10 protein-coding genes are annotated in these 12866 nt (G+C 72.8%); 5 read left to right on the plus strand and 5 right to left on the minus strand.

What is annotated here, in order from left to right:
* Nucleotides 1-44: 44 nt before the first annotated feature.
* Nucleotides 45-1265 carry a threonine aldolase family protein gene (locus tag ACZ49J_RS44770; protein WP_467457438.1) on the plus strand — a complete coding sequence of 407 codons (1221 nt, stop codon included), beginning with the start codon at nucleotides 45-47 and terminating at the stop codon, nucleotides 1263-1265.
* Between the two features lie 31 nt (nucleotides 1266-1296).
* Here ACZ49J_RS44770 and ACZ49J_RS44775 read toward each other — a convergent pair whose 3' ends face one another.
* Together ACZ49J_RS44775 and ACZ49J_RS44780 are read right to left on the minus strand one after the other, a co-directional pair.
* Nucleotides 1297-1968, minus strand: a complete 672-nt coding sequence (locus ACZ49J_RS44775; RefSeq protein ID WP_467457439.1) for a response regulator transcription factor — start codon at nucleotides 1966-1968, stop codon at nucleotides 1297-1299.
* Between the two features lie 196 nt (nucleotides 1969-2164).
* Nucleotides 2165-3367: a sensor histidine kinase gene (locus tag ACZ49J_RS44780; protein WP_467457440.1), complete on the minus strand. Its 1203-nt coding sequence runs from the start codon at nucleotides 3365-3367 to the stop codon at nucleotides 2165-2167.
* A gap of 118 nt (nucleotides 3368-3485) precedes the next feature.
* Between ACZ49J_RS44780 and ACZ49J_RS44785 the strand changes: the two genes are divergently transcribed.
* A complete protein-coding gene (locus ACZ49J_RS44785; RefSeq protein ID WP_467457441.1) occupies nucleotides 3486-4511 on the plus strand; it encodes an SAM-dependent methyltransferase in 1026 nt (341 codons plus the stop codon).
* Between the two features lie 11 nt (nucleotides 4512-4522).
* Here ACZ49J_RS44785 and ACZ49J_RS44790 read toward each other — a convergent pair whose 3' ends face one another.
* On the minus strand, nucleotides 4523-5674 hold the full coding sequence (locus tag ACZ49J_RS44790; protein ID WP_467457442.1) for an NADH-quinone oxidoreductase subunit D: 1152 nt from the start codon (nucleotides 5672-5674) through the stop codon (nucleotides 4523-4525).
* 31 nt (nucleotides 5675-5705) lie between these two features.
* On the opposite strand from ACZ49J_RS44790, the gene ACZ49J_RS44795 reads away from it, so the two are divergent.
* On the plus strand, nucleotides 5706-6269 hold the full coding sequence (locus ACZ49J_RS44795) for a PH domain-containing protein (protein ID WP_467457444.1): 564 nt from the start codon (nucleotides 5706-5708) through the stop codon (nucleotides 6267-6269).
* Nucleotides 6266-7594, plus strand: a complete 1329-nt coding sequence (locus tag ACZ49J_RS44800) for a PH domain-containing protein (protein ID WP_467457446.1) — start codon at nucleotides 6266-6268, stop codon at nucleotides 7592-7594. Before ACZ49J_RS44795 ends, ACZ49J_RS44800 begins: the two co-directional genes overlap by 4 nt.
* Nucleotides 7595-7743: 149 nt before the next feature.
* Here the strand turns inward: ACZ49J_RS44800 and ACZ49J_RS44805 are convergent, their stop codons facing one another.
* Both ACZ49J_RS44805 and ACZ49J_RS44810 read right to left on the minus strand, forming a co-directional pair.
* On the minus strand, nucleotides 7744-9132 hold the full coding sequence (locus ACZ49J_RS44805; protein WP_467457447.1) for a hypothetical protein: 1389 nt from the start codon (nucleotides 9130-9132) through the stop codon (nucleotides 7744-7746).
* 299 nt (nucleotides 9133-9431) lie between these two features.
* On the minus strand, nucleotides 9432-10556 hold the full coding sequence (locus ACZ49J_RS44810) for an alpha/beta hydrolase (RefSeq protein ID WP_467457448.1): 1125 nt from the start codon (nucleotides 10554-10556) through the stop codon (nucleotides 9432-9434).
* A 288-nt stretch (nucleotides 10557-10844) separates the two neighbouring features.
* On the opposite strand from ACZ49J_RS44810, the gene ACZ49J_RS44815 reads away from it, so the two are divergent.
* The gene (locus tag ACZ49J_RS44815; protein WP_467457449.1) at nucleotides 10845-12653 is read left to right on the plus strand and encodes a phosphatidylglycerol lysyltransferase domain-containing protein; all 1809 of its coding nucleotides are present in this window, start codon (nucleotides 10845-10847) and stop codon (nucleotides 12651-12653) included.
* Nucleotides 12654-12866 lie beyond the last annotated feature (213 nt).

Genomic DNA, 12866 nt, shown 5'->3' on the forward strand with positions numbered 1-12866 from the left:
AAAGTGAGGTGTGGCAGGTGGGGGGCACGCGGCATCATCCGGGGATGAGCGGCGAGACGAACGAGACAGAGAACGAGACGGAGACCGAGCGGTCACCGGCGCTGCTGCGGTACGCGCGGCGGAAGGCCGCCCTCCGGGCGGCGGAGCGGGCGCTGTCGCGCCCGGCGTTCCTGGGGACGATCCGGGAGCGGCTGGCGTTACTGCAGGAGGAGGCGCCGGGACTGTACGACCTGGACGAGTCGGCGGACATCTACGGCAACGGGATCGTCGAGGCCCTGGAGGACCGGGTCGCCGGGCTGCTCGGCAAGGAGGCCGCTGTCTTCTTCCCGACGGGCACGATGGCCCAGCAGGTGGCCCTGCGCGTGTGGGCGGCCCGCACCGGGAACCCGGCCGTGGCGCTGCACGCGCTGGCCCATCCCGAGGTGCACGAGCGCAAGGCGTTCAGCGAGGTCAGCGGACTGCGCCCACTGCGCGTGACGAGCGAGCCGCGGCTGCCGACCGCCGACGAGGTACGCGATTTCGAGGAACCCTTCGGCTCGCTGATGCTCGAACTGCCGCTCAGGGACGCCGGTTTCGTGCTCCCCACCTGGGAGGAGCTCTCCGAGGTCGTGGCCGCCGCCCACGGGCGCGACGCGGTGGTGCACTTCGACGGTGCCCGGCTGTGGGAGACCACCGTCCACTTCGGCCGGCCCCTGGAGGAGATCGCGGGCCTCTCGGACAGCGTCTACGTGTCGCTGTACAAGTCGCTCGACGGCCTCGGCGGCGCGGCGGTCGCGGGCCCGCGGTGGCTCGCCGACGAGGCGAAGGCGTGGCGGCACCGGTACGGCGGCCAGGTCTTCCAGCAGTTCCCCACCGTGCTGTCGGCGCTGGCCGGGCTGGAGCGGGAGCTGCCCCGGCTGCCGGAGTACGTGGCCCACGCGCGCGTGGTCGCCGCGGCGCTCCGCGACGGGTTCGCGGCGTCGGGGGTGCCCTGGGCGCGCGTCCACCCGGAGGAGCCGCACACCCATGAGTTCCAGGTGTGGCTGCCGTACGACGCCGACGTCCTCTCCGAGGCGGCGATCCGGCAGGGCGAGCAGACGGGAACGCTCCTGTTCGCGGGCGTGTGGGACCCGGGCGGCCCGGGACTGTCGTACACCGAGGTCGTCGTGCGGGCGGCCGGTCTGGAGTGGACGGCGGAGGACGTGAAGGAGGCGGTGGCGGAGTTCGTGGCCCGGCTGCGGGAGGTCGCCGGGGAGGCGGACGGCGAGCAGGGCGCGTCCTCGTGAGCCGCCGGCGCGGACTGTGGGCCCCGGCGGCTCAGCCGTGTCCTCCGGCCCGTACCAGCCCCGTCTCGTACGCCAGGACCACCACCTGCACCCGGTCGCGCAGTTCCAGCTTCGTGAGGATGCGGCCGACGTGGGTCTTCACCGTGGCCTCGGACAGGACCAGGCGGGCCGCGATCTCACCGTTCGACAGGCCCTGGGCGACCAGCACCATGACCTCGCGCTCGCGGTCGGTGAGGCGCTCCAGATGCTTGCCCTGAGGGGCCTGGCCGGTGCCCGGCAGCATCGGTGCGAAGCGGTCGAGCAGGCGCCGGGTCGTGGACGGGGCGACGACGGCGTCTCCGCTGTGCACGGAGCGGATCGCGGCCAGCAGCTCGCCGGGGGGCACGTCCTTGAGCATGAAGCCGGAGGCACCCGCCTTGAGCCCCGAGAAGGCGTACTCGTCGAGGTCGAAGGTGGTCAGGATCAGCACCTTCGGCGGGTTGGGGTCCGAGCAGATGCGGCGGGTCGCCTCCACGCCGTCCAGCTTCGGCATGCGGACGTCCATGAGGACCACGTCCACCTCGGTGGACCGCAGCACCTGGAGGGCCTCCACGCCGTCACCCGCCTCGGCCACGACCTCCATGTCCGGCTGGGCGGCGAGCACCATCCGGAACCCGGTGCGCAGCAGCACCTGGTCGTCGACGAGCATCACGCGGATCGCCATCGGGGTCCTCTTCCGTTTCCGTCTTCCGTACCGGGTCGTCTTCCATACCGGTCCGACTCCCGTACGGGCCGTCAGGAGGTCTTACCAGTAATCACCAGGTCGTATGAACCAGGGTGGCCAAACCGTCTCGCGCAACGTGCTTCTGAACGTGCTTCCACATGCTCTTACAGGTGTCAACGACCGACATGAACAGTCGTCAGTGAGCGGGTTTCAGCGGCAGCAGCGCGCTGATCCGGAAGCCGCCGCCGGGACGGGGTCCCGCGTCCAGGGTTCCGCCGACCATGCCCACGCGCTCGCGCATGCCGATCAGGCCGTGCCCCTGGCCGTCGAGGCCGCCCTCCTCGTACAGCTCGTGCGGGGCGCCCTTGCCGTCGTCCTCGACGAGCAGACCGAGGCCGTCGTCGAAGTACACCAGGCGCACGCTGGCGCCCGCGTTCGGGCCGCCGTGCTTGCGCGTGTTGGTCAGGGCCTCCTGGACGATGCGGTACGCCGTGAGCTCCACGCCGCTGGGCAGGGGCCGTGGGGTGCCCTCCACCTTGAAGTCGACGGGCAGGCCCGAGCTGCGGCACTGCTCGATGAGCTCGTCGAGCTGTTCGACGTCGGGCTGCGGGACGTACTCGCCGCTCTCCTGGTGCTCGCCGGTGCGCAGCACGCCCAGCAGACGGCGCATCTCGGCGAGGGCCTGGCGCCCGGTGGAGGAGATGGTCTCCAGGGCCTTCTTGGCCTGGTCGGGCGCGGCGTCGAGGACGTACGCGGCGCCGTCCGCCTGCACCACCATCACGGACACGTTGTGGGCGACCACGTCGTGCAGCTCGCGGGCGATGCGGGCGCGCTCGGCGGCGACGGCGACCTTGGCCTGTGCCTCGCGCTCCTTCTCCAGGCGGGCGGCACGCTCCTCCAGCTGCGCGAAGTAGGCGCGGCGGGTGCGCAGGGAGTCGCCGAGCACCCAGGCGAGTGCGAACGGCACGGTCATGACGACCACTACCGCGACCGCGCCCAGCGGGCCCGTGTCCTCCTGGGGCCAGCGCATCTGCGCCAATGTGGCCGCGCTCAGACCGCCGGCCAGGGCGAACCGGGAGGCCCAGCGGGCACCGTTCGCCGCGACCGTGTAGATGATCACCAGCATGGCGAAGTCGGCCGGCACCGTCGGCACGTCGGTGATCAGCTGTGCCAGACCGGTGGCGGCGGCCAGCACCAGCATCTGCTCGGGCAGCCGGCGCCGCAGGGCGACGACCAGGCAGAGCAGCAACGTGATCGGGAGCCAGGCGTTCGGGAGGTCGCTCTGCTCCGCCTCCTGACGGACGTTTCCGGACACCGCGGAGATACCGAGCAGGAAGACGGCCCAGAAGCCGTCGACCCATGTCGGGTGCCTGCGGAGGAAGTCATAGAGGCGTTGCACGTCACCCAGCGTAAAGACGTGTGCTGTGTGCAGGAGTCAACCGGAGGGCCGATCCGCGACCGGCGCGTGTACTCCCCAAGGTGGAGGCTCCGTGGTCCGCGGCGCATAGCCTGGCGCGGTGACGGGTGCGGCGGCGGATGCGGCGACGGGTACCGCGGGCGGCGAATGGCGCGGGTGGCGCGAGGCGACGGAGGAGGCGCTGTACGGGCCCTCGGGCTTCTACCGGCGTCCTGAGGGCCCCGCCGGGCATTTCCGCACGTCGGTGCACGCCTCCCCGCTGTTCGCCCAGGCGGTGGCGCGGCTGCTGTGCCGGGTGGACGAGGCCGTCGGGCACCCCGCGGAGCTGGCCTTCGTGGACGTGGCGGCGGGCCGGGGCGAACTGGTGACGGGGGTCCTGAAGGCCCTCCCGCCCGGGGTGGCCGCCCGCGCGCGCGGGTACGCCGTCGAGCGCGCCGACCGGCCACGTGCCCTTGATCACCGCATCGAGTGGCTCCCCGAGCCCCCGGAGGGTGTGACCGGCCTGCTGTTCGCCAACGAGTGGCTCGACAACGTGCCCCTGGACGTCGCCCAGGTGGACGCCGACGGCGTACGACGCCTCGTCCTGGTGCGGCGGGACGGGACCGAACGGCTCGGGGACCCGGTGGGGGGTGCGGACGCCGAGTGGCTCGACCGGTGGTGGCCGCTGCCCGCCGAGGGGGCGGCCGAGGGGCTGCGGGCCGAGATCGGACGCCCCCGGGACACCGCCTGGGCGTCGGCCGTGGCGAGTGTCGGCCGGGGGCTCGCCGTCGCCGTCGACTACGCGCACACCGCCGGGTCACGGCCTTGGTTCGGGACGCTCACCGGGTTCCGGGAGGGCCGGGAGACCGCCCCCGTGCCGGACGGCTCGTGCGACATCACCGCGCACGTGGCGCTGGACGCGTGCGCCCTGCCGGGAGCCCGGCTGCTGACCCAGCGGGACGCCCTGCGCGCCCTCGGGGTCGAGGGAGGCCGCCCGCCGCTGTCCCTCGCGACCACCGACCCGGCGGCGTACGTACGGGCCCTCGCGGGCGCGGGCGAGGCCGCCGAGCTCACGGCAACCGGCGGGCTCGGCGACTTCGGCTGGCTGCTGCAGCCGGTCGGCGTCCCGGACGCCCTCCTTCGGTGACCTGCTTCGGCCTACTTGTCGATGTCCCCGACCACGAAGAACAGCGACCCCAGGATCGCCACCATGTCCGCGACCAGCGTGCCCGGCAGCAGCTCCACGAGCGCCTGGATGTTGTTGTACGAGGCCGAGCGAAGCTTCAGCCGGTACGGGGTCTTCTCGCCCTTGCTGACGAGGTAGTAGCCGTTGATGCCGAGCGGGTTCTCGGTCCAGGCGTAGGTGTGGCCCTCGGGCGCCTTCAGGACCTTCGGGAGGCGCTGGTTGACCGGCCCGGGCGGCAGCTCGGCGAGCCGGTCCAGGCAGGCGTCGGCGAGGTCGAGGGAGTTGTGCGCCTGCCCCAGGAGGCACTCGAAGCGGGCCAGGCAGTCGCCCTCCTCGCGCGTGACCACCCGGAGCGTGTCCTGGAGCTCCCCGTACGCCAGGTACGGCTCGTCGCGCCGCAGGTCGAAGTCCACTCCGGAGGCGCGGGCGATCGGCCCGCTCACCCCGTACGCGTGCACCGTCTCCGGCGCGAGGACGCCCACGTCACGGGTGCGGCCCCGGAAGATCTCGTTGCCGATCACCAGGTCGTCGAACACGTCCATGCGCGAGCGCACGTCGGCGATCACCGCACGCGCGCGGGAGGTCCAGCCCGCGGGCAGGTCCTCCTTGAGGCCGCCGACGCGGTTGAACATGTAGTGCATGCGGCCGCCGGAGATCTCCTCCATGACGTTCTGGAGCTCCTCGCGCTCGCGGAACGCGTAGAAGACGGGGGTGATGCCACCGAGCTCCAGCGGGTACGAGCCGAGGAACATCAGGTGGTTCAGGACCCGGTTCAGCTCCGCGAGCAGCGTGCGCATCCACACCGCGCGCTCCGGCACCTCCATGCCGAGCATGCGCTCCACGGCGAGGACCACGCCCAGCTCGTTCGAGAAGGCGGAGAGCCAGTCGTGGCGGTTGGCGAGCATGATGATCTGGCGGTAGTCGCGCGCCTCGAAGAGCTTCTCCGCGCCGCGGTGCATGTAGCCGATCACCGGCTCGGCGTGCGTGATGCGCTCGCCGTCGAGCACGAGCCGCAGCCGCAGCACGCCGTGCGTCGACGGATGCTGCGGCCCGATGTTGAGCACCATGTCCGTGCTCTCGGCGGCGCCGCCGATGCCGACCGTGGTCTCCGTCGTAGGAGTCATGGGGACAGTCTCTCGTACGTACGCTTGCGGAATGGAGACGGGGACGTTGGACGACGCGGGTGGGGAACAGGGCGGGGAGCGGGAGCCGCACGGCGGCGGGCGGCCGATGACACCGCCGGCGGCACCGGAGGGTGAGCCGGTCTGGACCGGGCTGCCGCCCGGCCTGCTGCGGATGCGCCGGCTGCTGCTGGTGGTGTGGCTGGGCCCGCTGACCGTCGGCGTGGCCCTGCTGCTCGGCCTGCTCGCGGGGCCGGTCTGGGCGGCCTTCGCGCTGCTGCCGCTGGCCCTGCTGCTGTGGGGCTGGCCGATGCTGGGCCGCAACTGGCGCTCGTGGCGGTACGCCGAGCGCGCCGACGACCTGCTGATCAGCCGGGGTGTGCTGTGGCGTGAGGAGACCGTCGTGCCGTACGGGCGCATGCAGCTGGTGGAGGTGACGTCCGGGCCGGTCGAGCGGCACTTCGGGCTGGCGAGCGTGCAGCTGCACACGGCCGCGGCCGCCACGGACGCGCGCATCCCGGGTCTCGACCCGGCGGAGGCCGAGCGGCTGCGCGACCGGCTGACGGAGCTCGGCGAGGCACGATCGGCGGGGCTGTGAGCGCGCCCGGCGCCGCGCGGTCGGTGGGCGAGGAGACCCCGGTGGCCGAGCACCGGCTGCACCCGGTGACCCCGCTGCGGCGGGCCTGGGCGCCGGTCGCCGTGATCTTCGGCTGGGCCATGCACGACCCGGACGGGACACAGCGGCAGCTGTCCCGGCTGACCACGACCACGCTGCTGCTCGCGCTCGCGGTGGTCGTCCCGGCCGCCGCCCTGTACGGCTTCCTGAGCTGGTGGTTCACCCACTTCGCGGTGACCGGCACGGAACTGCGCATCCGTACCGGCCTGGTGTTCCGCCGCACCGCCCACATCCGGCTTGAACGCATCCAGGCCGTCGACGTCACCCAGCCGCTGCTGGCCCGCGTCGCGGGCGTCGCCAAGCTCAAACTGGACGTCGTCGGGACGGACAAGAAGGACGAACTGGCCTATCTGGGCGAGGCCGACGCCCGGGCCCTGCGCGCCGAACTCCTCGCCCGCGCGGCGGGTTTCGAGCCCGAGAGGGCGCACGAGGTCGGAGAGGCCCCGGTACGGCAGCTGCTGCACGTCCCTGCGGGCGTGCTCGCGGTGTCGGTCGTCCTCAGCGGCGCCACCTGGGCGACGCTGGTCGCCGCGGTCGTCGTCCCGCCGGTGCTGTGGATCGCCACGCACAGCGTGTGGACGGTCGTCGCGACCGCGCTGCCGCTGCTCGGCGCCGCGGGCGCGAGCAGCGTGGGGCGGTTCGTCGGGGAGTACGACTGGACGGTGGGCGAGTCGCCGGACGGGCTGCGGCTCGACCACGGCCTCCTCGACCGCGCGCACGAGACGGTGCCGCCCGGGCGCGTGCAGACCGTACGGATCGTGGAGCCGCTGCTGTGGCGGCGCCGGGGCTGGGTGCGGGTGGAGCTGGACGTGGCGGGCTCGTCGAACTCGGTGCTGGTGCCGGTCGCCCCCCGTGCCGTGGCCGAGGGTGTGATCGAGCGGGTGCTGCCGGGGGTGAGCGTGCCGCGGTCCCTGGAGCGTCCGCCCCGGCGGGCCGGGTGGTGCGTACCGTTCTGGTGGCGCGGGTACGGGCTCGCCGTCACCGACAGCGTGTTCGTGGCCCGGCACGGCCTGCTGCGGCGGAGCCTGTCGCTGGTCCCGCACGCGAAGGTGCAGAGCGTGCGGCTGGCACAGGGGCCGTGGGAGCGCCACAAGGGTCTGGCGGACGTGCGCGTGGACACGGGCGCCAACAAGACGGTGACCGCCCGGCTCCGGGACGCGGACGAGGCGGCCCTGCTGCTGGCGGCCCAGGCGGACCGGTCCCGCACGGGGCGCAGGGAGGCGCTGCCGGACCGGTGGATGGCCTGATGCGGTCCTGAACCGCGCCGGTCCTGGTCGGGGGAGGGGGCCGCGCCGAGCTGGACTTGGCTTGATTTCGACGGTCCGCAACGCCTGTCCGGTGCCGGGAAACGCGCTTCCGGTGCCAGGAACGGTGGGCCCGCGCGGCTTCCGCCGCCTCAGGAAGCCGCGCTCCGCAGTCCCTCCACGTCGATCTGCTCCGTCTCGTCGTGGGCCGTCAGGTCGATGACCTGGCCGACGCCGCGCGACTCCGCGTCCGCGGGCTTGAACCGCGCCTCGGACTCGGCCTTGTGCAGCGCCAGCGCCTCCTGGCCGACCACGTCCGCGAGGTCCTCGTTCTGTACGGCCTCGATGGCCGCCGCGCCCTTCTGCGTCCCGAAGAAGTCGAACCCGCCCTCGATCGCCAGACGCCGCCGAGGTGTCGCGGGCGCGACGGCCACGGCGGTCGGGACCGTGAAGTGGCCGGAGGACTGGGAGGGCAGCGCGGGCCGCGGAGCGGGGGAACTCGCCGAGGGGGCGGGCGCCGTGTCCGTGACGGCGGGCTCGGTGGCCGCGCTCCGGGTGGCGCCGGTCTCCGCGACGGCGGCCTCGCCGGTCCCGGGCTCGGCCGGCGCGGCCTCGCCGGGCACGCGCTCGTGGTCCTGGTCCTCGGCCGCCCGGGGCCGCGCCTCCGGGTGGTCGTCCTCCTCGGCGGCCTCGGCGGCCGGAGCGGCTCCGGCCTCCGCGGCACCGGGCCGGGGCGAACCGCCGTCGGGCGAACCGCCGTCCGCGGAGCCGCCCTTCGCAGGCCCGTCCTTGCGCGGCTCGGCCTTGGACGCGCCGTCGACCGCGGGCCGGGCCTTCTCGGCGCTCGCCGCCTTCGCGGGGCCGCCCTGGATGATCCGGTCCAGCGCCGAGTTGGCGCGCAGGAAGAGCGAGGCACCGGCCGGGGAGAAGGCCCCGGGAACCGGCGCCCTCGTCTCCTGTGCCTTGTCCTGTGCCTTCTCCTCCGCCTTCTCGTCGACAGCGCCGGCGGCGCGCTGCTCGCGTACGTCCCCGGACGCGCCCTCGCTCCCCGAAGGCAGCTCCTTCGCCGTGGCGGGGGCCGACTCCGAGGCCTCTATGGCGAGCCGGCGACGACCCTCCAGGGCGCTGGCCCGCTCCGTCTCGGCGGTGGCGTACCGGCGCAGCAGCGCCGCGTGCTCGTTGCGCAGGCCGGCCAGCTCGGCGCGCTTGGCGCGCAGCTTGTGCTCCAGCTTCTGGCGCAGCTCGCGCGACTCCTCCAGGTCGGTCTCCAGCTCGGCGACCTGCTCCTCGTACCGCCACTCGTCGCTCGCCCGCGCGCGCGTGAGGTCCGCGACGCGCTTGCCCGCCTCCACGTCCCAGCGGCGCATGACCGCGGCGCCCACGGCGGCGGTCGCCGCGGCGACCGCCGCCGACACCCGGAGCACGCCCGGCTCCGTGAACACCCAGGGCCCGAGGGCGCAGACGAGCGAGACGCCCGCGATCGCCGACGGAGGCAGCAGCCTGTGCAGGGGTGGTGAATGGCGGTGACGTCCACGTGGCATGGCCAGAAACTTACCGCGCGTAGGGGAACCTTGGTGACCCCCGAGGTAAAAACACAGCCACTCCGAAGCCTCACAATTCAGTAACCGCGGGCCCTGTGCGCAAGCACCCCGAGCGGGAATCCCGCACACCGGCCGTGTTCACGAATTCCGCGCGCGCCGCCGCGTATTTCCGTCCGGGCTCACCGGTTCGGGGCTCACCGGTTCCCGACTCACCGGTTCGGGTCTCGTCTGTTCCGGGCTCGCCTGTTCCTGGCTCGCCTGTTCCTGGCTCGCCTGTTCCTGGCTCGCCTGTTCCTGGCTCACCTGTCGCTGAGCCGCCCGCTGAGCCACTGCAACGTCGCCGGGATCTCCCGCCGCCAGGTGTTGAAGTTGTGCCCGCCGCTGTCGAGGATGATCGACGATATCCGCGTCGGCCGCTTCGACTTCACGAGGTCGATGAAGTCGAGCGTCGCCTTGTAGTTGGCCTCACCGTGCCGGCTGCTGCTGACGAGCAGTGAGGTGTCCGGAGCGGGCCGGTTCTTCAGGTACCACATCAGGTCCGCCTCGTTCCGCAGCCGTTTGTTCCCGTGGAAGAGATCACCCGTCGTGGGATCGAGCGGCGCCTTGTAGTACGGCGACAGCCCCGCGCCCGCGGCGTACACGTCCGGGTGGTGCACGGCCAGCTTCAGCGCGCAGTACCCGCCCGTGGAGTCGCCGACGACGCCCCAGCTCCCCGGCTTCCTGCCGACCCTGTAGTGGTGCCCCACGGCGTCGGGCAGGTCCTTGGCGAAGAACGACTCGGTGCGCGGGCCACCCGGCACGTCCACGCACTCGGTGTCACGCGGCGGCGCCACGGTCGGCCGCATCATGACGAGGATCATCGGCTGGGCCTCGCCGTTCCTGGCCAGCCGGTGGGCCGTCTGCGGATAGTGCAGGCCCTTGATGAGCGCCTCCGCGGTGCCGGGATAGCCGGTCAGGACGACGGTCGCGGGGAACGTGCGGGTGCGGTACTGGGGTTGGAAGTACTCCGGCGGCAGATACACGTACGCCGGGGACGCGATGCGCGTCGTACGGCCCACGACCTCGATCTTCTGGATCTGGCCGGCGATCGAGGGACGGCTGCCGCCCGGGACCTTCACCTGCTGGGTGTCGAGCACCTGGAGAGGCCCGCCCGTTCCCGGGCCGCCGTGGTCGACGACCACGCCCTGACCGCTCTCCCGGCCGAGGAGGTCCGCCCAGCTGGCGTAGAACCCGAAGGCCTGGTTCGCCGCCAGGGCGACGGAGGCGAAGACCGCGACCTGAGTGGCCAGCAGGATGCCGACGCGCCCGCTGACGGCACGCCAGCCGCGGCGCGCGAGCCGCGGCCACCACCACACCGTGCCGGCGAACAGAAGCACGGCGGACAGCACCGCCAGCACCAGCACCTTGTTGCTCGTGAGACCCATGGGGTTCTACCTGCCTGCGCTTTCCTGTGAGGGACGATCCGCCACCGCGTCCGTACGACGTCGTACGACGTCCCGTATGAGAGCCGGTCCCGACCGCCACCGCCCCCTTCGCAGCGGCTTGCCTCGGCCTTTCCCCGGCCTTTGAACCGGCTTTCCTCAAGGGAAGGAACCTCTCCCCTCAAGACACCGTCCTAGAGGGCGCAATGTCGCCGGATGCCTGAAAGGCACCGGATTCACAGTCTTCTCGCAGAACTACGGGATGCGATGTCTGTCAGGATAGATGGGGAAATGTCGGGTGAGGTTCCGGGCCGGTCAACCGGGTTGCGGCGCGTACTGAGCGGGCCGCGCCCCGAGGCCGTCCCCGCCCTGGTCGCCGGAGCCTGCACCCTCGTGGGGCTTCTGGACGTCGCGGCGGGGGTGTTCCCCCGCTTCCGCAACAGCCGCATGCACACGATCGCCGAGGTGCTGCCCGGCGCGCTCGGCCCGTTCGCGGCCGCCCTGTCGCTCAGCGCGGGCGTCCTGCTGCTGCTCCTCGCGCACGGGCTGCGGCGCCGCAAACGCCGGGCGTGGCGGGCCGCCGTGGTGCTGCTCCCGGCGGGCGCGATCGCCCAGTTCATCTACCGCCACTCGCCGCTCGGCGCCCTCATCTCGCTGGCGCTGCTCGCTCTGCTGCTGCGCCACCGCGACGAGTTCAGGGCCCTGCCCGACCCGCGCAGCCGCTGGTACGCGCTCGCCAACTTCGTGGTGATGGGCGCCGGTTCGATCGTCCTGGGCCTGGTCATCGTCAGCGTCCACACCACACGCATGGTCGGCGACCCGAGCCTGGCCGACCGCCTCGAACACGTGCTGTACGGCCTGCTCGGCTTCGAGGGCCCGGTCGACTACACCGGCAACACCTCCTGGACGGTGGGCTTCTCCCTCGGCGCGCTCGGCCTGTTGACCGCCATCACCACGATCTACCTGGCCTTCCGCCCCGAACACCCCGCGGCACACCTGACGGAGGACGACGAGGCACGGCTGCGCGCCCTGCTGGCCAAGCACGGAGGCCGCGACTCCCTCGGCCACTTCGCGCTCCGCCGCGACAAGGCGGTCGTCTTCTCCCCCAGCGGCAAGGCGGCGGTGACGTACCGGGTCGTGCACGGCGTGATGCTCGCCAGCGGCGACCCGATCGGCGACGTCGAGGCCTGGCCGGGCGCGATCGAGCGCTTCATGGACGAGGCGAAGGCCCACTCCTGGACACCCGCCGTCATGGGCTGCTCCGAGACGGGCGCCGAGGTGTGGACCCGGGAGACCGGACTCGACGCCCTGGAACTGGGCGACGAGGCGGTGGTGGACGTCGCGGATTTCTCCCTCGCCGGGCGCGCGATGCGCAACGTACGCCAGATGGTGAAGCGCATCGAGCGGGCCGGCTACGAGACCCGGGTCCGGCGAGTCCGTGACCTCGGCGAAGGCGAACTGGACCGGATCCGGCGGGCCACCGAGGACTGGCGCGGCACCGACACCGAGCGCGGCTTCTCCATGGCCCTGGGCCGCATCGGGGACGCCGCCGACGGCGACTGCCTGATCGCCACGGCACACAAGAGCGACGCCGAGCCCGGGCCCTACGGCGACCTCAAGGCCGTGCTCCACTTCGTCCCCTGGGGGCCCGACGGCGCTTCACTGGACCTCATGCGCCGCGACCGCTCGGCCGACCCCGGCATGAACGAGCTGCTGATCGTGGCGGCCCTCCAGGCCGCCCCCCGCTTCGGCATCGAGCGCGTCTCCCTGAACTTCGCGATGTTCCGCTCGGCGCTGGCGCGCGGCGAGAAGATCGGCGCGGGGCCGGTGCTGCGGGCCTGGCGGGGCCTGCTGGTGTTCCTCTCCCGCTGGTTCCAGATCGAGTCGCTGTACAAGTTCAACGCCAAGTTCCGCCCGCGCTGGGAGCCCCGGTTCGTCGTGTACGCCTCCTCGCGCGACCTGCCCCGCCTCGGCCTGGCGGCCATGCAGGCGGAGGGCTTCGTCAACCTGGCCCTCCCCCGCGTGCTGCGCCGCCGGTCAACGGGCCCCCGCCCGTGCGCCCATCGTCTGGCGGACCACAAGGAGGTCCAAGCGGCCTGAGAGGGGCTGGGGGCCTGAGAGGGTCTGGGGGACCTGAGAGGGTCTGGGGGACCTGAGGGGGCCTGGGCGACGCGACCTGGGCGACCTGAGGGAAAGCGCCGCCGCCCCTACCTGTCCCCTTCGGTTCTAGTGGTCCTCGCAACACCCCAGTTAGGGGTGCGATGGACTTCGAGATCCGCAAGGTTCGCAAGGCTCAGGGGCCTGTGAAGCTCC

This window comes from Streptomyces sp. NPDC030840 (assembly GCF_055572015.1).